General features: G+C 49.0%; 26 protein-coding genes. 10 read left to right on the plus strand and 16 right to left on the minus strand.

Annotation, left to right across the window (positions count from 1 at the left end):
* Positions 1-22 precede the first annotated feature (22 nt).
* Positions 23-1,000: a CdaR family protein gene (locus tag QOR60_RS06455; RefSeq protein WP_283582556.1), complete on the minus strand. Its 978-nt coding sequence runs from the start codon at positions 998-1,000 to the stop codon at positions 23-25.
* A complete protein-coding gene (gene cdaA, locus QOR60_RS06460; RefSeq protein ID WP_283582557.1) occupies positions 997-1,851 on the minus strand; it encodes a diadenylate cyclase CdaA in 855 nt (284 codons plus the stop codon). The genes QOR60_RS06455 and cdaA overlap by 4 nt, the downstream gene beginning before the upstream one ends.
* Before the next feature lie 113 nt (positions 1,852-1,964).
* Between cdaA and QOR60_RS06465 the strand changes: the two genes are divergently transcribed.
* Positions 1,965-2,636 carry a DUF1361 domain-containing protein gene (locus QOR60_RS06465; RefSeq protein ID WP_283582558.1) on the plus strand — a complete coding sequence of 224 codons (672 nt, stop codon included), beginning with the start codon at positions 1,965-1,967 and terminating at the stop codon, positions 2,634-2,636.
* A gap of 228 nt (positions 2,637-2,864) precedes the next feature.
* Here the strand turns inward: QOR60_RS06465 and murB are convergent, their stop codons facing one another.
* Complete coding sequence (gene murB, locus QOR60_RS06470; RefSeq protein WP_283582559.1) at positions 2,865-3,776, minus strand: UDP-N-acetylmuramate dehydrogenase; 912 nt, start codon at positions 3,774-3,776, stop codon at positions 2,865-2,867.
* A gap of 117 nt (positions 3,777-3,893) precedes the next feature.
* Here murB and QOR60_RS06475 point away from each other — a divergent pair, with 117 nt between their 5' ends.
* A complete protein-coding gene (locus tag QOR60_RS06475) occupies positions 3,894-4,427 on the plus strand; it encodes a 3'-5' exonuclease (protein ID WP_283582560.1) in 534 nt (177 codons plus the stop codon).
* A gap of 91 nt (positions 4,428-4,518) precedes the next feature.
* On the opposite strand, the gene QOR60_RS06480 is transcribed toward QOR60_RS06475, so the two are convergent.
* From QOR60_RS06480 to QOR60_RS06490, 3 genes are read right to left on the minus strand one after another with little or no spacing between them, the layout of a single operon-like run.
* Positions 4,519-5,406, minus strand: coding sequence for an RluA family pseudouridine synthase (locus QOR60_RS06480; protein WP_283582561.1), 888 nt, complete (start codon positions 5,404-5,406; stop codon positions 4,519-4,521).
* The gene (locus tag QOR60_RS06485) at positions 5,396-6,202 is read right to left on the minus strand and encodes an NAD kinase (RefSeq protein ID WP_283582562.1); all 807 of its coding nucleotides are present in this window, start codon (positions 6,200-6,202) and stop codon (positions 5,396-5,398) included. Before QOR60_RS06485 ends, QOR60_RS06480 begins: the two co-directional genes overlap by 11 nt.
* 3 nt (positions 6,203-6,205) lie before the next feature.
* Entirely contained in the window at positions 6,206-6,880 is a 675-nt protein-coding gene (locus QOR60_RS06490) for a GTP pyrophosphokinase (RefSeq protein WP_283582563.1), read from the minus strand.
* 104 nt (positions 6,881-6,984) lie between these two features.
* Here QOR60_RS06490 and QOR60_RS06495 point away from each other — a divergent pair, with 104 nt between their 5' ends.
* Positions 6,985-7,671, plus strand: coding sequence for a DsbA family protein (locus QOR60_RS06495; RefSeq protein ID WP_283582564.1), 687 nt, complete (start codon positions 6,985-6,987; stop codon positions 7,669-7,671).
* Positions 7,672-7,732: 61 nt separating this feature from the next.
* Here QOR60_RS06495 and tsaE read toward each other — a convergent pair whose 3' ends face one another.
* Genes tsaE through QOR60_RS06510 form a run of 3 tightly spaced genes read right to left on the minus strand, consistent with a single transcriptional unit; the run spans position 7,733 to position 9,916 of the window.
* A complete protein-coding gene (gene tsaE, locus QOR60_RS06500; protein WP_283582565.1) occupies positions 7,733-8,200 on the minus strand; it encodes a tRNA (adenosine(37)-N6)-threonylcarbamoyltransferase complex ATPase subunit type 1 TsaE in 468 nt (155 codons plus the stop codon).
* A 15-nt stretch (positions 8,201-8,215) separates the two neighbouring features.
* Positions 8,216-9,208, minus strand: coding sequence for a phosphate acetyltransferase (pta, locus tag QOR60_RS06505; RefSeq protein ID WP_283582566.1), 993 nt, complete (start codon positions 9,206-9,208; stop codon positions 8,216-8,218).
* Positions 9,209-9,226: 18 nt separating this feature from the next.
* Positions 9,227-9,916, minus strand: coding sequence for a uracil-DNA glycosylase (locus tag QOR60_RS06510; protein WP_283582567.1), 690 nt, complete (start codon positions 9,914-9,916; stop codon positions 9,227-9,229).
* Between the two features lie 102 nt (positions 9,917-10,018).
* On the opposite strand from QOR60_RS06510, the gene QOR60_RS06515 reads away from it, so the two are divergent.
* Positions 10,019-10,894: a Cof-type HAD-IIB family hydrolase gene (locus tag QOR60_RS06515; RefSeq protein WP_283582568.1), complete on the plus strand. Its 876-nt coding sequence runs from the start codon at positions 10,019-10,021 to the stop codon at positions 10,892-10,894.
* Positions 10,895-10,946: 52 nt separating this feature from the next.
* Here the strand turns inward: QOR60_RS06515 and QOR60_RS06520 are convergent, their stop codons facing one another.
* The 4 genes from QOR60_RS06520 to QOR60_RS06535 all read right to left on the minus strand — a co-directional run bounded on the left by QOR60_RS06520 (position 10,947) and on the right by QOR60_RS06535 (position 15,800).
* Positions 10,947-11,642, minus strand: a complete 696-nt coding sequence (locus tag QOR60_RS06520) for a Bax inhibitor-1/YccA family protein (RefSeq protein ID WP_283582569.1) — start codon at positions 11,640-11,642, stop codon at positions 10,947-10,949.
* 178 nt (positions 11,643-11,820) lie between these two features.
* Positions 11,821-13,074 carry a tyrosine--tRNA ligase gene (gene tyrS / locus QOR60_RS06525; protein WP_283582570.1) on the minus strand — a complete coding sequence of 418 codons (1,254 nt, stop codon included), beginning with the start codon at positions 13,072-13,074 and terminating at the stop codon, positions 11,821-11,823.
* 66 nt (positions 13,075-13,140) lie between these two features.
* On the minus strand, positions 13,141-13,845 hold the full coding sequence (locus QOR60_RS06530; RefSeq protein WP_283582571.1) for a DUF554 domain-containing protein: 705 nt from the start codon (positions 13,843-13,845) through the stop codon (positions 13,141-13,143).
* Between the two features lie 80 nt (positions 13,846-13,925).
* Positions 13,926-15,800 (minus strand): pyridoxal-dependent decarboxylase, encoded by a 1,875-nt coding sequence (locus QOR60_RS06535; RefSeq protein WP_283582572.1) that lies wholly within the window; start codon positions 15,798-15,800, stop codon positions 13,926-13,928.
* 338 nt (positions 15,801-16,138) lie between these two features.
* Here QOR60_RS06535 and trpS point away from each other — a divergent pair, with 338 nt between their 5' ends.
* The gene (gene trpS / locus QOR60_RS06540; RefSeq protein WP_283582573.1) at positions 16,139-17,158 is read left to right on the plus strand and encodes a tryptophan--tRNA ligase; all 1,020 of its coding nucleotides are present in this window, start codon (positions 16,139-16,141) and stop codon (positions 17,156-17,158) included.
* 247 nt (positions 17,159-17,405) lie between these two features.
* A complete protein-coding gene (locus QOR60_RS06545; protein WP_283582574.1) occupies positions 17,406-17,774 on the plus strand; it encodes a helix-turn-helix domain-containing protein in 369 nt (122 codons plus the stop codon).
* Positions 17,775-17,908: 134 nt separating this feature from the next.
* Here QOR60_RS06545 and QOR60_RS06550 read toward each other — a convergent pair whose 3' ends face one another.
* Positions 17,909-19,279, minus strand: a complete 1,371-nt coding sequence (locus QOR60_RS06550; protein ID WP_283582575.1) for an MFS transporter — start codon at positions 19,277-19,279, stop codon at positions 17,909-17,911.
* 199 nt (positions 19,280-19,478) lie between these two features.
* On the opposite strand from QOR60_RS06550, the gene QOR60_RS06555 reads away from it, so the two are divergent.
* On the plus strand, positions 19,479-19,850 hold the full coding sequence (locus QOR60_RS06555; protein WP_283582576.1) for a helix-turn-helix domain-containing protein: 372 nt from the start codon (positions 19,479-19,481) through the stop codon (positions 19,848-19,850).
* Positions 19,851-19,908: 58 nt separating this feature from the next.
* Here QOR60_RS06555 and QOR60_RS06560 read toward each other — a convergent pair whose 3' ends face one another.
* Positions 19,909-20,790, minus strand: a complete 882-nt coding sequence (locus QOR60_RS06560; protein ID WP_283582577.1) for a 3-hydroxyacyl-CoA dehydrogenase — start codon at positions 20,788-20,790, stop codon at positions 19,909-19,911.
* Between the two features lie 13 nt (positions 20,791-20,803).
* Positions 20,804-21,634 carry an acetoacetate decarboxylase family protein gene (locus tag QOR60_RS06565; protein WP_283582578.1) on the minus strand — a complete coding sequence of 277 codons (831 nt, stop codon included), beginning with the start codon at positions 21,632-21,634 and terminating at the stop codon, positions 20,804-20,806.
* Positions 21,635-21,807: 173 nt separating this feature from the next.
* Between QOR60_RS06565 and QOR60_RS06570 the strand changes: the two genes are divergently transcribed.
* The 3 genes from QOR60_RS06570 (at position 21,808) to QOR60_RS06580 (ending at position 24,193) form a co-directional block, all read left to right on the plus strand.
* Positions 21,808-22,449: a nitroreductase family protein gene (locus QOR60_RS06570; RefSeq protein WP_283582579.1), complete on the plus strand. Its 642-nt coding sequence runs from the start codon at positions 21,808-21,810 to the stop codon at positions 22,447-22,449.
* Positions 22,450-22,604: 155 nt separating this feature from the next.
* Positions 22,605-24,032, plus strand: a complete 1,428-nt coding sequence (locus QOR60_RS06575) for a Y-family DNA polymerase (protein WP_283582580.1) — start codon at positions 22,605-22,607, stop codon at positions 24,030-24,032.
* Positions 24,029-24,193: a hypothetical protein gene (locus tag QOR60_RS06580; RefSeq protein ID WP_283582581.1), complete on the plus strand. Its 165-nt coding sequence runs from the start codon at positions 24,029-24,031 to the stop codon at positions 24,191-24,193. The genes QOR60_RS06575 and QOR60_RS06580 overlap by 4 nt, the downstream gene beginning before the upstream one ends.
* Positions 24,194-24,571: the final 378 nt, after the last annotated feature.

Here is a 24,571-nt window from a genome sequence, read left to right on the forward strand (position 1 = left end):
TTTCGCTTCTAGTTATTAACTGCTAATCTTTCGTAACCGTGACGTGCACCTTAATGGTTGCCGGGTCAATTCCCGTAATCCCGTACTGGGTAGGACTCAGGGCAATTGTTTTGTCCATTGTACCATCGATTCCCGCAACGGCAACCGGCACCTTGAGGGTCGTTAACTTATCGAGGGCCTGCTTCGACCCGTGCACCGTGACGTTTTTCGTGTCCGTCGTGAAACTATAGTGGTTACCCTTAACGCCCTTCCCGGACTTCACGAGCTGGACGTTAACGCTCTTGGTTGACTTCGCCGAAAAAATCGGGACGGTCACCCGCGCCATCTTATACGATAGGATAACATCACTTAACGGTTGGCCGTTTGCGTCAACCGCCTGCAGGGCAACCTGCTGGTGCACCGTTCCCCGGGTGTGCTTACTTAGTTTTACCCGGGCAACAATGCAGTCAATCCGGTTAATATCCTTAGCCGGTCCCGTTGCGGACACCACGTTAACGCTTGCAGTTGGCCGACCAGCAGCATACCCCTTTGCGATTTTCCGGCTGTTAAACCGCACCTGAACCGGGAAGTCCGCCGTTTCCCGCCGGCTAACGGTCAGGTTTACCCGGCTAGGTTCAACCTGGACACTGAGATCGTGGTTAAACCCACGGGGCTGCAGTTTGACGGTGTGGTTACCCAGTCCAAGGTGCGTACAATCGGCAGTCACCTGCAGGCTGTGCGTATTCCGAGCGGCCGTTACCAGTGAACTTGGGCCCGTAACCCGCACCTTCACCATGCTGGGATACCCTGTCACGAAGTACCCGTTTTGGTTTGTCAGAATCCGCACCGGAACCCGCAGCGTCGTTGCCTTATTCACGAAGCCCACGCCCACGTCACCGTTTGGGGCAAACCTGGTCGTGTTCAGCTTCATCGAATTAACGTACAAAAACAGCATGAGGGCAAAAATCAGTGAGATTATCCGGTAGAACGTTTTACTATTAAAGAACTTCGAAAGTTTCATTTAACGTGCCGCCCCCTTTTCCGCCGGTGAGCAGTATGGGCGTGGTGTTTGGTGCCACTCCGCCCAAAAAGCCGGTACTTCGAATCTGCCTGGGGAAGAAGTTCATTCCGCAAAATCTTCAGGTAATCCTCCCGTGTTAGGTCGCGCATCAGCTCGTTGTTCTGCGTAATCGTAACGCCCCCGGTTTCTTCTGAAATAACAACCGTCAAGGCGTCGGTTACTTCACTGATCCCGACCGCTGCCCGGTGCCGGGTCCCCAGCGACTTGGGGATTAAATTACTATCGGATAACGGCAGGTACGCCGCCGCCACGGCAATCCGGTTGTCCTTGATGATGACCGCCCCGTCATGTAACGGTGTGTTCGGAATGAACGTGTTAATCAGCAGTTCTCCCGTGATGTCCGCATCCATCTTAATCCCGGTTTCAATATAATCCTCGAGCCCAGTATTCATCTCAATGGAAATCAACGCCCCAATGCGTCGCTTGGACATGTACTGAATTGCCTTATCAAGCTCGTGAATCATCTTTTCACGGTCCTCGTCCTGCCGCTTATAGACAAGCCCCCGGCCAAGATGTTCAAGCCCGCGCCGGATTTCCGGCTGGAAGATAATGATGATGGCAATGATTCCCCAGTTAATCACCTGGTCCATAATCCAGGAAATGGTTTCTAACCCCAGGTACCAACTAACCAGCTTAATTGCCACAATGACCACGATTCCCTTGAGCAGCTGCACCGCCTTGGTTCCGCGAATCAGCATCATCAGCTTATAGATTGCGTACCACACCACCACAATATCCAGCAGGTTGATAAAGTGCTGCCAGGTGATGATGTCGCTCCACGCAAAAGTCATGGCCAAACCCCCTTTATTAAATTCTCGCTAATGATTATATCACGAACCTTTACACTACTTCGTCTTCTGTGGGAAACTAAAGGAGACAATTATTACTATTAGGGGGGAACACCATGCCAAAAAAACTTCGCTGGCTTATCCGGGGCGTCGCGCTGCTGTATCTTGGGTACGTCTACCTGAAAACGGGGATTCACTCTTCAGCGCTGTCCTTCCTAACATTAAATAGCTTCCTCGCATACATTCCTATCGAATGTGCGTTCCACGTGCACCCCACTCACCAGCGGGCGTGGCAGTTTTACCCGTTAGCGTTTTTATGGCTGGTTTTTTATCCCAACACGCCATACTTGCTAACCGACCTGTTTCACCTCGCAAAGTTTGATCCGTATAACAGCGTTACCATGCTGATGCGGTTTGACCTTCACCTATGGCTTGCGTTTTTCACCCTCGTTTCTGGGGTAATTGGGTTTGCCATCATCGGAACGTGGAGCCTTGAATTTATGGCTACTGCTCTTCAACGACGGTGGCACTGGGAAGGATTCGTTGCTCATGGCAGTCTAGTTGTTGGGCTAACCCTGCTCACTTCGATCGGCGTGTTTGTGGGCCGCTTCATCCGGCTTCACACCGCCTACCTGTTCATGAGTCCCGGGTGGGTTGTAAGCGAACTGGTGACAATGTGGAACCTTCGTATGGTTACGTTTGTTCTCCTAATGACCATCCTTCAACTGGTTATCTGGGGCGCAATTATGATTACTAAAATGGCTTTAGAGTCGACCACTTCAGACTAAGCCATATTAAATAAGCAGGTCACCGATAAGTGATCTGCTTATTTTATGGAGTAAATTCGTCCTTCGTCTGACTACCGCTACGGGCGAGGCTCTGCGGCGCTACACTTTTTCTAATCCGGCTCCGCTCGAACCACCTTCACGCAAATAATAAGTCCCTCCTTGACCGGCTCCGCCGCTCAGCGTCGCGCCTTAATTTATTTGCATGGTGGTTCGGCTCCACACCATACCTTAATCCCCAATAATTCTAACTTCCGTCTCAAGTTCCACGTCAAACTTTTCCTTGACCACCTGCTGAACATGGCGAATCACCGCCACGTAATCAGCGGCCGTCGCATTACCGACGTTCACGATGAACCCCGCATGTTTGGTTGAAACCTCAGCGCCCCCAACACGGTAGCCCTGCAACCCGGCATCGTGCACCAGTTTCCCGGTATAATGCCCTTCTGGCCGCTTAAAGACACTTCCGCATGACGGGTACTCCAGGGGCTGTTTGGCCGCCCGCAAAAAGTTAAGGTGGTCCCGCTTAGCCCGGATTTCCTCTGGATTGCCGGGCGTCAACGCAAAGGTGGCGTCAAGGACAATCTCATCCGCGTCCTGAACCCGACTGTGCCGGTACCCGAAGTCCATCCGCCGGTTTGAGTACACCCGCAGCGCACCGTTCCGCGTAATGGCCGTCACCTGTTCCACAACCATCTTCATCTCGCCACCGTACGCACCGGCGTTCATGAAGACGGCGCCGCCAACACTTCCCGGGATTCCCGAGGCAAACTCTAACCCCGTCAACCCAGCATGGTAGGCCGCTTCCGTCGTCGCAATCATGGTCGCCCCGGCCTGCGCAATCACCCGGTTGCCCCGGACAACCACCTCATTCATCTTCGTCAGGATTAAGACAATTCCCCGAATCCCGTTGTCACTTACAATGAGGTTACTGGCATTTCCCAGAACCGTGAGCGGAATGTCGTTTTCATGGGCAATCGTCACTACCTTACGGGCTTCCGACGGTGACTTCGGAAAAAGCACCCAGTCGGCTGGCCCCCCAGTCCGGGTATTAGTAAAGTGGGCAAGGGGCTCGTTTGGGTGGGCCTCAATCCCCTGTAACTGGTTATTTACAATGGCCGTTACCGCTGCTTGATCAAGCATCGTTATCCCGCCTCCTCTGGCAAAATTCATGTCTCCATTCTACCATTTTTCACCGAAAACGCGCACTCGAAGTTTAATTGGGGTAAAATAAAAAACAGCTTAAAGGAGGGATACTTCATGGACTTTACCGCCATCGACTTTGAAACGGCCAACGCCAAGCGGGCCAGCGCATGTTCACTGGCCCTGACAGTCGTTAGGAATAACGTCATCACTGACCGGTTTTATTCATTAATTAACCCCCAGATGCCGTTTGCTGCGCGGAATACCCAAATTCACGGACTCACTGCCGCCGACGTTGCCGATGCCCCCACCTTTGCCGAACTCTGGCCCCACATCGCCGCTTTGTTTGGCCCCGAACAAATCATTGTTGCCCATAACGCCCCGTTTGACTGCAGCGTTCTGCAACACACCCTCACGCACTACGGGATTACACCACCGCATTTTCTCGTCATTGATACGGTTAAAACGAGCCGCCAGTTAATGCCGAACCTTGCCAACCATAAACTCAACACGGTGAGTGCGGCCCTCCACGTTGCGTTGGAGCACCACCACAACGCCCTGGACGACTGCGTGGCGTGCGCCCAAATTTTGCTGGTACAAGTTAAACAGTACGGGACCCAGCGAATCGTTCCGTTTATCACCGAAAAATAGCGTAACCATAAAACCCTCCGAATCACGTAATCATGATTCGAAGGGTTTCTTCCTTTCAGGACCTTTTTTAAACTACTTATCCGCCGGCCGTTTACTTCATTTTCAGTAACCGCCGCATATCTTCCGGAAGCGGGGCCGTAACGGTCACCCACCGCTGTGTCCGCACCTGCCAGAAACGCAGTTGCCGGCAATGGAGGGCCTGCCGTTCCATTCCGTTAAGCATTTTCCCACCGTACATATCATCGCCAATTAACGGATGGCCCAGCGCAGCGCAGTGCACCCTGATTTGGTGTGTTCGTCCCGTCCATAACCGCACCCGCAGTTGGGTTACCCCAGCAAGCCGGTGCTCCACCCACGCCTCAGTTACCGCCCGTTTCCCGTCGTTTCGTACCATCCGTTTCATCGTACTCCCGGGTTGGCGACCAATTGGCGCGGTAATCATCCGGTGGTGCCACCAAATTGGGCCTTCGACACCCGCACAGTATTCCTTATGAATCCGCCCCGCCTGCAATTCCTGGTCAATCAACGCGTGGGCGTAGCGGTGCTTCGCAAACAACACCGCCCCAGACGTGTCGCGGTCCAAGCGGGTGACGAGGTGCGGAATAATATCATCATAGTGCCGAATCCGGTAGTACCCCGTCACCCGGCTAACCAGGGAATCATCCCGGTGCAGCGGTGAAGGAATCGCCGCCACAAACGGGGGTTTGTTTACTACCAGAAAATCATCATCTTCGTAAAGAACGTCTACCGGTACGTACGACGGAATCACCGGCGTCTTTCGGTTTTCTTCTGGCGGTAACACCAGCGTAACCTGATCACCAGGCATCACCCGGTCAATCATCCGCCCGTTATCCCCGTTTACCAACAAAGCGCCGCCCGCATTACGCACGTGGGCAAGCAACCGCCGGGAAACTCCCTGCTGGCGTAAAAACGTCCGTAACTTCCGCGCCGGCGTGTCAACCTGCCACTTAATCTTCATAGTCTGGTCCAATAAATGAATCCTGAACCCGCTGCCAGAAGCGCGTATGCCGGGACTTCGCAAAGTAAATCCGCTGCTTAGCAATCCGGAAGCGCATCCGTTCAATCTGCTGGTCATGGTAGTAGTCCGAATCAACGGTCATAATGACCGCTCCTTCCTTGGAAGGAATCAGCGTAATCCAGTCGTTCGGCGCAATAATCATTGGTGCGCTCAGCGTCCGGAAAACGCGGTTGTTAATCGAACTAATTTCGGACATCTGTAAAACGTCCAGGTTAGGATGGACGATGGCCCCGCCCAGGGATTTGTTGTACCCCGTGGAACCAGTTGGGGTTGAGACGCACAACCCATCACCCCGGAAGCGCTCGAAAAACTCGCCCCCGACGTACACGTCCGTCATCATCGTGGCGGTCAGGCGGCGAATCGTTGCTTCGTTTAGCGCCAGGTAGTCGTGCGGGTGCGGGTCACCGGCAAACTTCACCCGCACATCCAGTAACGGGTAACTCACCGCCTGCTGGTTTTCGTTTTGCAGGCTAATTACCAGGTCGTCAAGTTCGTCACTCCGCCAGTCGGTGTAAAATCCCAGGTGACCGGTATGCACCCCGATAAACCGGACGGTCGCCAGCTGATCTTCATAGTGGTGGAACGCGGACAGCAACGTCCCGTCACCCCCAATACTAATCACAACGTCGGGATGATCGTCGTCCAGCTCAAAGCGCCGCTCAGTAAACTTTTGCCGGAGCTTCGCCGCAACTGTGCGGGATGCCCGCCCCGAATTTGCATAAATTCCAATCTTCACGGCTTACCTCCTGTCTTGCCGGTGCTCAAACGCATGCTGGGCTTCCTGGATGTCCTCCCGGATACTCGACATTTCATTATCAAGTAAAAACGCCGCCTCGGCCGCCCGCTGGAGCCGCTGCTTAGTTTCAGCCGGAAGGTTCCCCTGGTACTTGTACTTTAACGAGTGTTCGATGGTTGCCCAGAAGTTCATCGCTAACGTCCGCACCTGGATCTCGACCTGCACGTTTTTCTCCCCGTCATAACACTGTAACGGGTACGTGCAGACGACATGGTACGACCGGTACCCGCTTGCCTTAGCGTTTTGGATATAATCCCGCTCCTGAACCACCGTCAGGTCATGGCGCTGCTTAATCAGGGCAACCACCTGATAAATATCTTCAACAAACTGGCACATGATCCGCAACCCAGCAATGTCTTCCATGTCCTCTGCGAGCCGGTCCACCGTCACGTGGCGGCGCACCATCTTTTCCTTGATACTTTCGATTGGTTTCACCCGGCCGGTGACGAACTCAATTGGCACGTGCTTGGTCGTCGCCAGCATCTGATTCCGTAGTTCCCGGAACTTAAGCTTTAACTCCCCCACTGCCTGGTGATACGGCGTTAAAAACGATTCCCATTCATCCGGATCCAATCCGTCCGCCCCTTTTCGCACTAAAATCCACTTCAAGTTTACCATACCCACCCTAAAATTACAGGAACCACTAAAAGCAGATTCATTGAATTCCCACCCATTTTTTGTAGAATAAAACTAGCAACTAACTAACGATGGAGGTGCGCACGGTGCTTGACGTTTACTTGTTTATCAATCCGCTCGGAAACCGGTGCTTTGATGCTGAGCAAAACATCCTCTCCGTAATTCATCAAACCACCGAAAAGGTCAATTTCCAAATTAACCCGCTCGTAACGCTGGATACCGTGTCGGGGATCATCAACCGGCGGCACCTTCAAGAGGACAATATGCAGGTGCGGCATGCGGTGACCGACGAGGTTTACCAGGTTTCGCTTGATTACGAAGCGGCTCGTTTCCAGGGAAAGCGCCGGGGACGCAAATTCCTCTTTGCGCTTCAACAGCTTCTCTTAATCGACCACCAACCGTATTCATTGGCCGTGGTTCACCAAGCAGCTGAGCAAGCGGGGCTTGACTGGGAGTTCTTCAAGGATGACCGTAATTCTAAGCTGGCCCACAAATCGTTTCAGCGGGACCAACAGCTGGCGATCAACATGAACGCCCAGCGGCATCCCACCGTTGTCCTGGAAAACGTGACGGGGTTTGACTACGGCATCGCCCTGAATGCCTGCGAATCGTACACGATTATCCTTGACATCATTAGCGGGCACATTCCGGTGGACGCAATTATGGCGACCCACGAACGCTACGAGCAGCAGTTCGTAACAACATCGGCGCACCACCATCACTACGCCATTTGGCCGTTGTTTCCCCAAGGCGCCCACCGGCCGGCCAAATAAACATGACAGATAACTAAAAGAGCGGATGTGCATCAGGTACAGCCGCTCTTTGCTTGTCTTATTATTTTATCCGTGAAGCTAGCTGATCCACAAGTTTCCTTGCCCGTTCACCATGGGGTTCAAACCGCAGGGTGCGGCGACTGTCGTCGTTCTCGTCCTTGATAAAACGAACAAGCAAGTACGTGGGCGGGAGCTCATCCTTAATAAACTGGGACCACTCCACCACACTGACCCCGTCGCCATCAAAGTACTCTGCAATCCCTAAATCACCCGGATCAGCATCCTCCAACCGGTATACGTCCATGTGGTATAACGGTAACCGCCCGTCATGGTACTCGTGCACGAGCGTAAACGTCGGGCTCTTCACCCGCCGGTGGATTCCCAGGCCCTGGGCCACCCCCTTAGTAAAGGTGGTCTTTCCCGCGCCAAGGTCCCCGTCAAGCAACAAAACATCCTGGGACTTAAGGAGCGGCGCTAACTGCTCCCCCACCCGAATCGTCTGCTGTGCGTCCGTTACCGTTATCTCCATCCTTCTCGTTTCCTCCTAATCCGTTGCAACGGCCTGTGCGGCGGTGATAATTGCAACCTTGTAGACGTCCTCAGCGTTGCACCCCCGGGACAGGTCAGAAACCGGCTTGTTCAGACCCTGCAAAACCGGTCCAATCGCTTCAAAGCCCCCAAACCGTTGGGCAATCTTGTAACCAATGTTTCCCGCCTCTAGTTCCGGGAAAACAAAGACCGTCGCGTGGCCCGCAACCGCTGAATCCGGGGCCTTCTGGGCGGCAACTGTTGGGACAAACGCCGCGTCAAACTGCAGTTCTCCGTCAATCTGTTCGTCAGGCGCCTGCTCCTGCGCCATTCGGGTTGCCTCCGTCACCTTGGTAACCTCGTCTGACTTCGCCGAACCCTTGGTTGAAAAACTCAGCATTGCCACCCGGGGGTCAATGTCAAACAACCGCGCCGTCTTGATACTCTCCTGGGCAATTTCAGCCAGTGTCGGCGCATCCGGATTGATGTTAATCGCACAGTCGGCAAAGACGTAGCGCTCATCGCCACCATTCCGGGTCATGATAAACGCGCCACTTGTCCGGTGGACGCCCGGCTTCGTCTTAATAATCTGGAGGGCCGGCCGCACCGTATCCCCGGTTGGATGAACCGCGCCGGAAACCAGTCCGTCCGCCAGTCCCATGTACACCAGCATCGTCCCGAAGTAGTTTTCATCCCGCGGCATCTTCTCGGCCTCTTCCGCCGTGTTCTTTCCCTTGCGGCGATCAACGAAGGCCTCCACCATGGTGGCATACTTCTCGGCCGGATACGTCTGCGGGTTAATCACCGTTACCGCATCGTTCCACTTCAGGCCGGCCGTCGCAGCGGCGGCCTTCACCGCCTGCTCGTCTCCCAGCAAAAGTGGCCGCACGAGCTGTTCATCCGCCAACCGCAAGGCTGCCGTTAAAATCCGGGGCTCGGTGCCCTCCGGAAACACAATCGTTGGTTCTTTTCCCTTAATCTTCGCGGTTAAACTTGCAAAAATGTCCATTTACATTTCCCCCTATTATTATTCTGCAGTCGGATCGGCTGGTAGCTGCCAGTCGATCGGCTCCTCACCCATTGCGGTCAGTGCAGCGTTAGTCTTTGAAAACGGCCGCGAACCGAAGAACCCCCGACTGGCCGACAGTGGACTGGGATGGGCCGACTTAATCACAATGTTTCTGGTCTGATCAATTAGCGTCATTTTATTCTGGGCAGCGCGCCCCCACAGGATAAAGACCACCGGTTTCGGCCGTTCAGAAAGCTGGTGAATGGCAACGTCCGTCAGTCGTTCCCAGCCGTGGCCCTGGTGGGAGAAGGCCTGCCCGTCACGCACAGTGAGGACCGAGTTGAGCAACAGTACCCCCTGGTCCGCCCACTTCTTCAGGTAACCGTGGTTCACCGGCGCAATCCCCAGGTCGTCCTGCAGTTCCTTGTAGATATTCTGCAGGGATGGCGGCACCGGGACCCCGGGTTGCACCGAAAAACTTAACCCGTGGGCCTGGTGCGGGCCGTGGTACGGGTCCTGCCCCAGGATAACCACCTTCACCTGAGAAAACGGGGTCCACTCAAAGGCCTGAAAAATATGGTACATATCCGGATAAACCCGGTGATGCTGGTATTCATCCTTCAAAAACGCATGAAGTTGCTGGTAGTATTCCTTTTCAAACTCAGGCGCCAATACGTCCTGCCAGTCATTGTGAATTAACGTCTTCATTCCGTCCACCTCACTCCCAGTTTATCATAGTTTTCGCCGAACCTCGCCCAAATTCATGCTAAAATGTAAGCGGAATCTATCATACGAGTGAGGTTTTTTACAATGGTGCAACTGATTGCTTCAGACATGGACGGAACGCTGCTGGATAACAACATGGTAATTTCACCGCGCAACGCTGCTGCAATTAAGCAGGCACAGCGGGAAGGCGTGCCCTTCGTTGTTTCATCGGGGCGGGCGTATTCCGAGATCAAGCCCCTGCTTGAGGCCGCCCAGATTAACTGCCCGATGATTACGATGAACGGCGGGCGGATGTTTGACGAAGAGGGCCGGGAAATCTTTGCCGCCCCCCTCCCGCGGATGCTGGCCGACCAACTCATCACGCGGTTTCACCAGGCGGGGCTGTACATCGAGGTCATTACCGAAAAGGGCGTTTTTTCGGACGACAAAACCCAACGCATCCAAAACTTCGCCGAGCTCCTGACCAGAATTCACCCGGGATTGCCGTTTAAGGAAGCGGTCATCCGCTCCTCCGCCCGCCTTGAGCTGTTAAACATCAATTACATTGACGACTATCAGGAGCTGCTGGATAACCCGCACACCACGTTCTTCAAGGTTGTGGCGTTTTCCTCGGCGGGGCCGACCGTCCTTGCGCCCCTCAAGCAGGAACTACTGGCGGCCCACGATAACATCGCCATCACATCGTCGGCCGCCTCTAACATCGAAGTAAACCACATTAACGCCCAGAAGGGAATCGCCGTCAGCAAGTACGCTGACATGCTCAACATCCCGCTGGATAACGTCATGGCAATCGGTGACAATAACAACGACGTTTCCATGTTGAAGGTGGCAGGGATTAGCTATGCCATGCAAAACGGCTCCGCAGAAGTCAAGCACCTCGCGCGGTACATCGCTGCCCCCAACGACCAGGACGGGGTGGGCAAAGCCATCGAAGCTGAGTTAGCCAAAAACAATAATTAATCGCACAAAGGGAGTGGGACCTAAATCCCACCCCCTTTTGCTCTGCGTTTATTTAGTTACGGTCGCTTGAACCAAAGATCTCCAGCAATTCCAAGAACAAGTTAATGAAGTCCAGGTACAGCTGTAAGGCCGCGCTCACAACGATTGGGGTGGTATTGGCCGCTTCCCCCATTTGCAGGTAAATCTGTTTAATCCGGTGAGCGTCCCACATTGAAAGCACGCTAAAGATCAAAACCCCGGCAATTGAAATCACGAATTCAACCAGCGAACTTTGCAGGAAGATGTTTACCACGGAGACAATCAAAATCGCAATCAACGCTGCAAGGGCCTGCCGTCCCCAGCTACTGAGGTCCTTCTTAGTCCGGGTCCCGTACAGGGCCAGGACTGCAAAGTCAACCGCCGCTGCCACGAAGGCCAACGTGATGTCCGCAGCCGTGAACTCAAGGAGAATCGAACTAAAAATGATTCCCTCCAGTGCCGCAAAGCCAAACAGCATGAAGTTACTCATGGCTGATGAGCGCGACTTACTGAACGACATCTTGGCCACCATCACTAGCTGCACTGCCAGCAAAATAAAGTACACTACCGGGTGCTGCCCCAGCAGTTCATCGACCATGTTTCCAAACAAAACCACCGTCCCGAGGGCCGTAATGGCTGACACCAGCACCGCCCCCGCCATGTACCAGTAGACCTTGGACAGAAACTTGTTTAAGCCCTGCTGTTGGTTTTCAACTGAGTATCCGTTCATCAAGAATTCCTCCCCTTCTGTGACTCTTTCTGTTCCCCCCTACTATACCCTATTTAGTATCGATTTCAAACTCATAATGACATTTAATATCAAAAATAGGAAAACACCCGGAACGGTGGCCCTCTGACCAGCATCCCGGATGCTCCCTGGTAGCAACATCTCAAACTAATTTACTTCTCTATTCAACGTGTGCCAATGTGTAATGCTTCTTTCCCTTCCGGACAACTACGCACCTCCCCTCAAAGGCAGCCATTGGATCAAGGATAAAATCAACGTCCCGGACCTTATCACCGTTAATTGTAATGGCGCCGTTAGTAACGTCTTCGCGAGCCTGACGCTTTGACGGTTCAATTCCCGTTTGTACCAGCCAGTCCACGATATTCGCCTTAGCAGCGCTCACCTTCACGGAAGGCATCTTACCAAAGACCTGCTCGATTTCATCCGGCGTCAGCTGCTTAATATCACCGCTGAAGAAGATCTGCGAAATCTTTTCCGCCTCTTCCATTGCCGCCTTACCGTGAACGAAGGTCGTCACTTCCCGCGCAAGGGCCCGCTGTGCTTCCCGCCGCTCAGGATGCGTTGCCACCTTTGCGGCAAGCTCATCAATTTCAGCGTGACTGAGGAACGTGAAGTACTTCAGGTATTTCACTACGTCCCGGTCATCCTGGTTCAACCAGAACTGGTAAAACTCGTACGGTGACGTCTTCTTGGCGTCCAGCCAAACAGCCCCGCCAGCAGTCTTTCCAAACTTGGTTCCATCAGCCTTTAACATCAGCGGAATCGTCAGCCCGAACACCTTAGCATCCTGGCCTTCCTTTTTATGAATTAAATCAACTCCCGCAGTAATGTTCCCCCACTGATCGGCCCCGCCAACCTGCAGCTGAATGTCATTTTCCTTGTACAGGTGTAAGAAATCAACGGATTGCAAAATTTGGTACGTGAACTCGGTAAACGAGATTCCGTTCTCTAGCCGACTGGCCACGATGTCCTTCTTAATCATCGTGTTGACCCCAAACTCTTTCCCGTAATCCCGCAGGAAATCCAGCAGGTTTAACTTGGATAACCAGTCGTAGTTGTTAACAAACGAGATATGCCCTGACCCGCCAAACAGCCGTGTAACCTGTTCGGTGAGGGCCTGAACATTATGCCGAACCTTATCCATCGTTTGTAATTGCCGCTCAGTTTTCCGACCACTTGGATCGCCGATGGATCCGGTCCCACCACCAATTAAAATGTACGGGTGGTAGCCGGCAAGTTCAAACCGCTTTAACACAATAAACGGAATCAGGTGGCCAATATGAAGACTATCGCCCGTTGGATCGGTCCCACAGTACAGTGAAATCTTCTTATCCTTTAAAAGTTGGCGCAACCCCTCTTCGTCAGTCTGTTGGTTAATGGCCCCCCGCCATTTCAAATCTTCAATAATATCCATATGAACACCCCATGATTGTGATGGTACGAAAAGAGCGATGCAAGCATCGCTCTCCTCATCACTAAATTAAAGCCCGAAAATTCCCTTGCATGCAAAGAAGATAATCGGCACAAGTAGTGCTGGAATCATGTTGGACGTCTTTAAATCCTTCAATCCCATCAAGCTTAACCCTGAGGAAGCAACCATCAATCCACCAAGAATGGCAATCTCGGTAATGAACGGTTGTGTCAAGATTCCACGTGCAAATGTCGCAATTAGGATAATGACAAACTGGTAAATAAAGATTACCGGTGCACATGCCATCATTCCCATCCCGTCAGCAGCAGCCAATGTTAGAACCATTACGAAATCGAGGGATGCGTTAATGAATAAGAATGTAAAGTTATGTTCCGTAGCAGCCATAATACACCCGACAATCGGTAAAGCACCTAACGTTGACAGAATAATCTCAGTGACAATTGACTTTCCTAATCCCGCTGATTTTCCAGCAGTAAGGCCATCAATTTTACCTTCGAGATCCATCCACGTCCCAAGTGCCGTCCCAGCAACCATAGCTACAATAAACAGTACGGCATAATGTGACTTAGGCATGTATTCTGAGAAACTTTCAATCCCAACACTAAATGCCACAAACCCTAGAATACCAATCAGAACGTTTTTGTATTTCTCACTGAGCCTTTTACCGATAAGCCCCCCAAGAATAGATGCAACGATGACGCCCCCTGCATCCACAAACGTTCCTGTTAAGCTACTTAATAAACTTCCTATCATGTGATCACTTTCCTCACTAAAAATAATGAATGAATAATTTCAGCAAAAGGGTTCATACCGAACCCTTTCGCGATATTTAATTAAAGAATGTCCTCGTTCTGAGCAATCTTTTCCAGTGTCTTCTGAATAGCGTCGTTAATCCGCGGTGCCCAGTAGTCAAACGTTTCTTCGTTGTATACCCATGGCGTCATGCATGATGACCGCAGGATCTCCAGACGACCTTCCTTGTCGTACTCAGATTCGTTGATTCCGAGTGACTTGATAAAGTTAACCGGAGCATCGCCGTACGTATCAACGGTAAAGCTACTATCTGAAGTTAACAGTTGCAGGTCGTACAAGTCGCCACCCTTGGATGATGATGTGTACTCGAACACAGCCTGGGTTAAGTCGTTCATATCCTTCAGGCTATCATTTCCTTCTTCTTTGTATACCCAGTCAACCATGTTGAAGTCCGGGTCGTATACTGCATGAGAAACGATTGTCTTTCCGTTTACCGTGAACTTCTTTCCATCAACCATGTCGTTAAACCGCCGTGCAGCGTATAACGTCCGTGCAACTAAGCGACCATATCCCGCAATGTTCAATGGAATGATTCGGTTAGCTACCCAAACAGCAGCAGCTGATCCAACAGACTTAGAGCCTTCAAGCGTGAACTGACCAATTGAGGCCGGAACCTTAACGCCTTCCTGGAATGCATATGGCGCCTCATAGGTTAACGTGTTCTTCATCCGTGTATCTGCAATGGCTAAACCACCAGCATCGTATGGTACGTATCCCATCTTGTGCGGGTCAATCGTAACTGAATCCGTTTCAGCGATTGCCTTGTATGCGTCATATACTTCACGCTTAAGGAACTGGTTATTTTCAGTGAAGATTCCGTATTTTTTAAATGCATCTTCCAACTTTTCGTAAGGCATGAAGTTATTATCTTCATCCATGTATACCGTCCGGCCATATCCACCGTAAGCAGCATCAACGTGAATAATAAAGTCAACGCCCTGCTTGTTGTACTTCTTCCGCAGTTCAACAATCTTGTCAATGTGGTCAATCGCACCTTCTTCGGTTGAACCAACAACACCAACAATTCCTAAGATCGGAATATTCTTTTCGACGTTTTCCTTAATAATTGCATCCAGCTTATCAATATTAATCCGGTAATGTTCATCAACTGGGAGTACAACTAAGTTGTCTTCACCAACACCAGTAATATCAACGGCTTTCTTCCATGAGTAGTGCATCGTTGATGGTACTAACCACTTTCCGAGTGACTGAAGGTTCTTACCACTCCGGGCTGAACGTGCCTTAACTTCGTTCTTCTTGTCGCCTGCTTTGTCTAACAGGTCAAGTGATTCCTTAACTGACATGTTATGAAGTTCCCAATCGCTCTTTCCTTCAACGAGTTCTGGGCATACTTCCTTAACTGCCATTGGAATTGATGCAACGTTCCGTGCCATCCATAAAGCACTTACGTTAGCAATTGAACCGTCGGTAGCAACATAGCCCCAACCATTTTCATTAAAGCCGTTTAGCTTAGCTAAATCCTGACCTACTTCCTTTTCCATAATGGTTGATGCAGGACTTCCGGCCCAAGCAACACCATTCCCATTCCAAAGCATTGCGAAATTGTACGCTAATAATGATGGCATTAACGTTTCATTATCCATCTGAGCCCAGTACCGTCCTGCCGTCGGCCACGGAATGGAACCGCTACGCATCTTCATTGAAAGTTCATTAAGAACATTCTTCATGTTAACGACAGCTTTCCGAAATTCCGGAGAATCCTTCTCGTCTTCAGAAATGGAATTGGCATCTTCTGCATTAAAGTTCTTCCGGTAGCCAATATGGTCATCAATAAGGTCATTTGTTAATTCCTTAAATAACCGACCATTTTCACCCTTAGGCCCAATAAAGTAGGCCGAAAGATCCATGTTCTTGTAATCCTTCTTGTCGTTCATAATTAACACCTCTTATTTTTGTATGGTTATGGAAGCGCTTCTTCTAACCTACACGTGTATTATAATACATATCGAGCAATTATTATAGTAACTTGACAAAATATTTTTTAATGCTATTATCAATATCAAGTTACGGTGCGTAGTAATCCAATTACAGAGATGTTTCAAATGCTGAGAGAAACAATAAAAGGATGAATTGGAGCCATAACTTTCAATTAAATCGACTTAATTAAGTGATAAAGTTAGTTACTTTATAATTTAGGTGGCACCGCGGGAGTTCTCGTCCTATTTCGTCAAGAAATAGGGCTTTTTTGTTTATAAAAAGGAGTTGAGTAACAGTGGAAAAGAAAAAACAGGTTGTACTAACCGGAGACAGACCTACCGGAAAGTTACACATTGGACACTATGTTGGCTCGCTTAAAAAGCGAGTTGAGATGCAAAATACCGGCAATTACCAAATGTACGTGATGATTGCCGACCAACAAGCATTAACTGATAATGCTCGTGATCCCGAAAAAATCAGGAATAGTCTTATTCAGGTTGCTTTGGATTACCTTGCAGTCGGTCTTGATCCCACGAAAACTACCATTTTCGTTCAATCACAGATCCCTGCTTTGTCTGAATTAAACTTATATTACTTAAACCTAGTAACAGTTTCCCGTCTTGAACGTAACCCTACAGTAAAGGCCGAAATTAAACAAAAGAATTTTGAACGTTCAATTCCTGCAGGCTTCTTCACCTACCCTGTTAGTCAAGCTGCAGATATTACTGCGTTTAAGGCTAACCTTGTACCAGTAGGTGATGATCAAGAGCCCATGCTTGAACAAACTCGGGAAATTGTTCGCTCGTTCAATTCGATTTACGGAAATGTTCTTGTAGAACCTGAAGGGGTCTTCCCCCCACAAGGCGAAGGGAGAATCCCAGGGTTGGATGGTAACGCTAAAATGAGTAAATCACTTGGCAACACCATTTATTTATCAGACGATGAAGACACTTTGTATAAAAAGGTAATGTCTGTTTATACTGACCCGAACCACATTCATGTTGAAGATCCTGGAAATATTGAAGGAAATATTGTTTTCACATATCTTGATATTTTTGAGAAAGATAAAGCCACGATTCAAGATTTAAAAGACCATTACACGCGTGGCGGATTAGGTGACGTTAAACTTAAAAAGTACCTGTTTGAAGTATTGAATGACGTGCTAAAACCAATCCGCGAGCGTCGTATTGAGTATTCAAAGGATATTCCTGCAGTTTACGAAATGCTCCATGAGGGCTGTCGTAAAGCAAACAAAGTCGCGGCTCAGACTCTTAACGAAGTAAAACAGGTTATGGGAATCAATTATTTCAACTAACTAATAAAACACCTCTTATTTTTGATAATTGATTAATACCTCAATATAAATTGGATACCGCCCTAACTTCTTTTAGGGTGATATCTTTTTAAACGTTTATTCGCTTACTTTCGTAAATGAGTTAGCCTTAAGCGCTATATCCGTGATTATAATCACAGAAAATTGAAAGGTAATTACTTTACTAAGTGTTACTATAATTAATATTTTCTTACTCTTAAGTTATCAAAGTACACTTAGGAGCAAATTTATGTACGAGCATTTTGATATTGGAACGCAGATTCGACGATTACGTACTAAAAAAGGACTAACACAAGAAAAATTTGCAGAATTGAGTGGTTTATCAGTTAACTTTATCTCAAAATTAGAGCGTGGACAAATGGATAATATTAGCATTACAAACATCATTAAAATATGTAATGCCATGAATATTTCTATTTCTGAATTGGTCAACGATGATCCTACCCAAGCACTTATGGGTTTTCCAAAATCAACGCTAACGCTGATTCAACTTCTGAAGGATATCAACCCACCCGATTTGGATAAATTATCAACTGATTTAATCCCTCTTATTCGCGAATTTCGTAGTTTATCACAAAGTCATTATCATGCTAATTAATTCCTGATTTATAGGTAATTAGCGTAAAATAAATCCTGCTGGTAATAGTCAATTTGACTAAAACCAACAGGATTTTTTATCAAGCTTTTATTTTACAATGATCCACTACGTCTTGCGGACAGCACTTTAATAAGCTAATGCTCTGCTATCCCCAATTGTTGATATACCTTCTCTAAATTTTGACCAACGGTTCGCTCGCCCCGAATAAGAATCAAAAAACATACAACACACAAAATAGCTGCTACGATAATCGTGGTGAAGTTAGCCTTCCATCCAATTACATCAATTAATTTTCCGATAACGTACGATGCTGTCACCTCACCAAAAATATATCCAAATAGACCAACAAAGCCATCCGTCCCACCAACCGCAAATTTCGGAACTAAATCGATTGTCAACACAGTAATTAAACACTGCGGGCCATATACTAGAATCCCCATCAAACCAACTTCGCAGTAAATAAAGGAATGACTAGTCGTAAACCAATAGCCAACAAACGTCAATCCTAATAACGTTACTAACATTGCACACAGTGCAGCACGTTTCCCTTTAAGTAATTTATCACTAATAATTCCTAAAAGAATAGTTCCTGGAATAGCTGCAAATTCATAAATTGAAAAACAATTCCGCGCTTGTGCTAACGTGAATCCCTTCATTACATGTAAGTAGATAGGAATCCAATTCTCTACCCCGTAACGGATAATGTATACTCCTGCATTAGCTACCGCCAAAATCCAAATAATTGGACGCTTTAAAATACAATTTTTAACAATCTTCCACAACGGAATATCATTATGCGCTTTAACGGCCTTTACGTTTCCAAAATCTTCTTTTTTGTATTCCTCAATAGGGGGTAATCCCACACTTTCAGGTGTATCAGCTCCAAAAACAATTACAATTATTGCCAAAATAATCGAAATCATTGCTGGGAAGAAGAAAATTGAATGCCAATTATGTAATCCAAATAAAACTAACGCACCAGATACAATCAACGGGATTATTCCCCCACCAACATTATGCGATGTATTCCAAGCTGAAACGAAAGTCCCCCGCTCCTTATTAGAAAACCACACAGCCAGCGTTTTGTGTGCAGCAGGCGCTCCCATTCCTTGAAAGATTCCCATAAATATAATTAAGCCCATCATGACAGCTATATTCTTAGTTGTCCCGAATAGAAAATCTAACACTGACGAAGCAATTAATCCTGTGGCAATGTAAAAACGTGGATTACATTTATCTGCTAAAGCACCCATGACAAACTTGGATAAACCATAAGAAATCGCCAGACATGATAGCACTAATCCTAATGACGCCTTAGAAAAATGATAATAGTGCATTAAATACGGCTGACTAATAGTAAAGTTATCACGCACAATATAATAAGCAGCATAGGCAATATATATACTAATGAATACACTTATTCTTCTCTTCGTATATGTTGAGTGAATTTTATCCTGCTCAACCTTATGAGAACTAATAGGTGCGGGCTTCAAAAATTTAAACAATGATAATTCCCCTTTTTTAGATAGCGCTTACAAAACATCCTAAAAATAATAGCAACATGTTCCTACAGCCATTATTCTACCACCCAACCTATCATATATGAATACTTAACATACAATTTGTCAAATATGCGATTAATAAAGTTCGGCTTTTCGTTTAAGTTACGGATATAACACCAAACTAAAATTGAAGGGATTATCTATGTATTCACAGCATTTTCCGATTGGCCCGCGCATTAAAGAAGAGCGCCTTAAACATCACCTCACCCAAGAACAACTAGCTGAACTATCCAACGTTCCGACGACATACATTAGCCGGGTCGAAAGTAGTCCTGATTACAACATTACGTTGCACCGGCTAATTAACATCTGCAATGCGCTTGACATCACCATGGCGCAGCTTTTTAATGATGATTACCATGACGAACGGTATAACGAACTCCCCGTTGCGGCGCAAAAACTAATTCAAATTATCTTTGAGTTAAATTCTACGGAACTGAATAAAGTTTCCGTTGCACTTATCCCTGCAATTAAGGAGATCATCCGTTTAACTAACCCACAACGTTCCCGTTAAAACGCAAAAAAACGGGCAGCTCCCTTTCAGGCGCTGCCCGTAACTTACATATTGTTTCCTAGCCCTTCAAAAAATCAGGATCTTCAAATGCCGGGTGCGGGTACGTGTAGAAGCCCTGTCCGGCCTCGATGCCATAGTGTCCCTGGTCAACCATTTCCTTAATTTTTGCGGCAATCGCTTGGGAAGCCGGGTCATCCGCATGTGCATTGTAAATCGCCCAAACCGTCCGGAGACCAATCATATCCATTGACATAAACGGCCCCATCGGCGATCCCGTTGAGTTCATCCAGTCCTTATCAATCGTCATCGGGTCCGCAACCCCCTTCACCCACAGCCCGAGCGCTGCGTTTAAGAACGGAACCGACAACGAGTTCATAATGTACCCCGGCTGTTCCTTCTTCAGAACAATCGGCAGCATCTTAATGCTCTTGGCAAACGCCACCACCGCGTCAATTACTTCCGGCTTTGTCTGCGCATTGCCAACAATTTCAGCGGTATTAAACTGCCAGATATGGTTAGCAAAGTGCAGGTGCAGGAACTTCTCCGGCCGGTCAACAAACTTAACCAGTTGGCTCGGAACAAACGTTGACGAATTGCTGGCAATTAGCGCTGCTGGCGGAAGTACCTCTGCCAGGTGGTGGTAGAACTCCTCCTTTACCTCCAAGCTTTCCGGTACGGCCTCAATTACCAGGTCAGCATCCTGGAATGATTGCTCCCAGTCGTTCGTGATGGAAATAATCCGGGCTAACGCCTCATCAAACTGTTCATCCGTGAGATGAACGTCCCGCTTGTAAAACGGGCGCAAGGCCTCCAGCCGCCGTTCTGCCCGCTCCGGGTGCGGGTTCCAAATACGCACCTGGTGGCCGCAAAGGGCAGACTGAAATGCAATCTGGCTTCCTAAGGTTCCCGCCCCAGCAATCGTTACGTTTTCAATGGTCATGACTTAATTCCCCCTAATTATTACTTAAAATACTTTGGTCATAGCGCCCGGTGATTAAGTACGGCGCCACCTTTACGGCGTCCAACTGGGTCAGCACCGTTGTTTGATGCATCTTAGCGGAAGCCATCGTGTACGTCCCCCCGCCAATTAAGTGCTGCACCGCTAACTCACCAACCGGATCATCCGCGCTCGACGTCAGCGTTAGCGCGAGTTTGCCCGGAGTGAAGGCGGTCGTAATGTTTGTCGTCTGGGTCGCCAGTAACCGGGTATTCGTAAACCGGTTCGTCCCGTCCTCCTGCTGCGCCAGCTGGTAGTCCACAAAGAAATTAATCGTCTCAACCGGGTGGTTTAACCGCAACTGCGGGCCAAACAACTGCTGGGCCTGCTCAGGATCATTCGGCATTCCCGACGTTACGTGGACGTCCATTAACGTGGTCCCGTGCCGGATGACCTGCGCTCGTACTCCCGTATCGTCGTGCTTAATCTGAATCTGATCAGCGAGCTTCTTAGGAATGCTTGCCCCCTCCCGGCCAGCAACCAACGCCATTTCTGCGCCCGAACCGGCTAAGAATAATCCAAACGGGTACGCCCCAACCATTTTGTCCTGGTACGCCACCATCGTGTACAGCACCGCCTCATCATACGGCCGCGCAAACGACGGGTTTCCCATATGCGTCACGTAGCCGGCAACGACCGGCGCTGCCACCCGCAGCGGTGCTGGGACCAACCGTTGTAACGTCGCCGCATCCGCCGCGTAGGCAAACATCACGCCTTCCTGTTCCCGCATATCCGGGCTGTCTAGAAATCCCCGCACTGCATTTTGACTAGCTAAGTAACTCGTCAATTTCATCATCCCCCATTAATAAAGCTGACTATTCCCTAATACCACCATTATTATACTTAGTTGGAGCAGAAAACAAAAGGGAACAAAAATATTTTCCGGTTAAGCCGTTGCAGGAATGTTATAATATTAACGAAAGCGGTTACTTATTGGTTAACGTTTAAGGAGGTTATCCCATGCAATTTACTAACAATGATTTTCAGGACATTATGCTCCACCGGCATTCTGTTCGCCACTTTGATTCATCAGTGAAGATTCCCCGGGACGAACTTCAGCAAATGGTACAGGAGGCGATCACCGCGCCATCATCCTGCAACCTGCAGGCCTGGCACTTTGTCGTTGTCGATACTCCCGAAGGAAAGGACAAACTGCGTTCCTTCTTCATGAAGTTCAACCTTCCTCAGCTAGACTCCTGTTCCGCAATGATTATGGTCTTTGGCGACACCGATGCGTTTAAGAAATACCGCGCCCTGTGGCAAAAAATGTACACCGAACACCAAATCACGAAGGAACGGCTGGACGAAATTCTCCAAACATTCCTCCCGCTGTACGAACACGCGGACAAACAGTTCCTCACTGCCGATGCCTTAATTGACAGTAGCCTTGCTGCCATGCAACTCCTATTGACCATCCGGGCACACGGATATGAAGCTAATCCCCTTGGCGGTTACGATGCTAAGAAGGCGGCCGCCGCGCTCGGTCTTGACCCCAACCGGTACGTTCCGGCGCTGGGGATTGCGGTTGGAAAACCTGACCCGAATGCCCATGAAATTACGTCGGAACGGTACGCCGTTCAGGATGTTCTGGAATTTCAATAGTTCATTTTAAAGTGATTCAGCGTCAGCTCCGGGAAGCCGGGGCTGACGCTTTTTTGCTATTAACTACGCACTTTTCTCCTAATTTAACCGTTGCTTTCCTACTGGAAAATGATTATATTATTATATGCGAACACATGTTCGTAAGGAGAGATAACATGAAAAAGGTCTACATTGCAATTGACTTAAAATCCTTTTACGCCAGCGTCGAATGTCGCCAACGGGGGCTTGACCCGCTCACCACGAACCTTGTCGTTGCGGACGAAACCCGGACTGACAAAACCATCTGTCTGGCGGTTTCCCCCGCGCTCAAAGCGTTTGGCGTCCCTGGCCGGCCCAGGTTATTCCAGGTTAAGGAACTTGTTCAGCAGTTTAACCACCGCCGGGCCCAGCGCGTTCTTGGTAACCGGTTGGTTTATTCGTCAACCTCCCGGCCTGATATTCTGCGCAACCCTGCGATGGGGCTAGACTTTGTCATTGCGCAACCCCGGATGGAACTGTATGAGAACATTAGTGCGCAAATTTTTGAAATTTATCTGAACTACGTTGCGCCGGAAGACATTCATATTTACTCGATCGACGAAGCATTCATCGATGCCACCGCGTACCTGACGCTGTATCACTGTACCGCCCAGGAACTCGCCGACCGGATTATTAGTGACGTGTTTACCGCAACCGGCATTACTGCCACCGTGGGCATTGGCCCCAACCTCTACCTGGCAAAGGTTGCCATGGATATTATGGCTAAACGGATAACGCCCACGCAAACGGGGTATAAGGTTGCCACTCTCTCCGTGGAGGAATACCGCAAGCAACTATGGAATCACCAACCGCTCACGGACTTCTGGCAGATTGGCCGTGGCTATGCGACTAAGCTTAATCGGCTAGGGCTTCACACCATGGGCGATGTCGCCGCTTGCTCGGTGGGAACGCTGGATCAGAAATACAACGCTTCCTTGCTGTTTCACATCTTTGGCACTCGGGCGGAGCTCCTAATTGACCACGCCTGGGGAAATGAATCCATCACCATTCAGGATATTAAACGGTACCAACCAGCACACCAGAGTCTCTCGGTTGGACAAGTGCTTCCCCGCCCGTACGCTTTTTCGGAGGGGATAACCATTATCGATGAAATGGCCGCTGAACTCGCCTTCCGGTTAACGGAGTACCACCAGAAAACGAAACAGGTTATCCTTAGCGTGCGCTACGATAAGAAAACACCGGTCGCCTTAACGGAACACCGGCGTCACGTCACGGTCAATCTTCCGTGCCAGACAAACTTAACTACGATTATTCAACCCGCCCTCCGCCAAGCCTACTGCGACCAGGTTGAGCCCCGTTACCTTCTTCGTAAAATCGGCCTTACAGCTGTCGACCTCCATAGTGACTACGCTCCTGAATACGTTCAAATTAACCTCTTTGAACATCCGGTTATCTTGGACCATCATAAGGAACAACAACTGCAACAAGCCACCCTTGATATTCGCACCCGTTTTGGAAAAGATGCCCTGCTTGTTGCCGAAGACCTGGCGCCCCATGCGCGAACGATAGAGAGAAATCACCAGATTGGAGGACACCATGCATGAAACCTGACCAAGCTAAACTAATTAATTATGACTATCAGGCTCACGTTCACTATCCCCGTATGCCCAAGGAAAAACGGGCATCCATTTTCCTCCCGTACGCGGCGTTATCGGGGTTTGACAGTAAGATCCAAGCCGTGCTGAAGAAACACTTAACAGAATAATAGGCGTTATTATACAAAAAAAACTAACCGGATAGGCAGCCGGTTAGGGATAAGAAGCTATGTCCTTCGTTTATCATGATAATAGCATACTTGCTCTAAGACAGTAAAAATCTTGGACAGACGAATTAATAACCTCCCGCTATTCAAGTTATGTTACAATGTCGACGTAATGGTTATGACGATGTTGACGCACATCGTGACATGCCAAAGTCACAAACGCGTTCTGGGTGTTCCGTTTAGGAGCACTCTTTTTGTATACTCAAACACTACAAAGAAGAACCAAAAAAGCAACCTAGTGAATTTGAAGTGCAAGACAAAAGTTAGACAAGATTAAATTATCAAGCTACTAAGGCGTGATTTCGGTATTCAACCGGAGTC

The organism is Ligilactobacillus hohenheimensis (genome assembly GCF_947381805.1).
GTDB classification, from domain to species: Bacteria; Bacillota; Bacilli; order Lactobacillales; family Lactobacillaceae; genus Ligilactobacillus; species Ligilactobacillus hohenheimensis.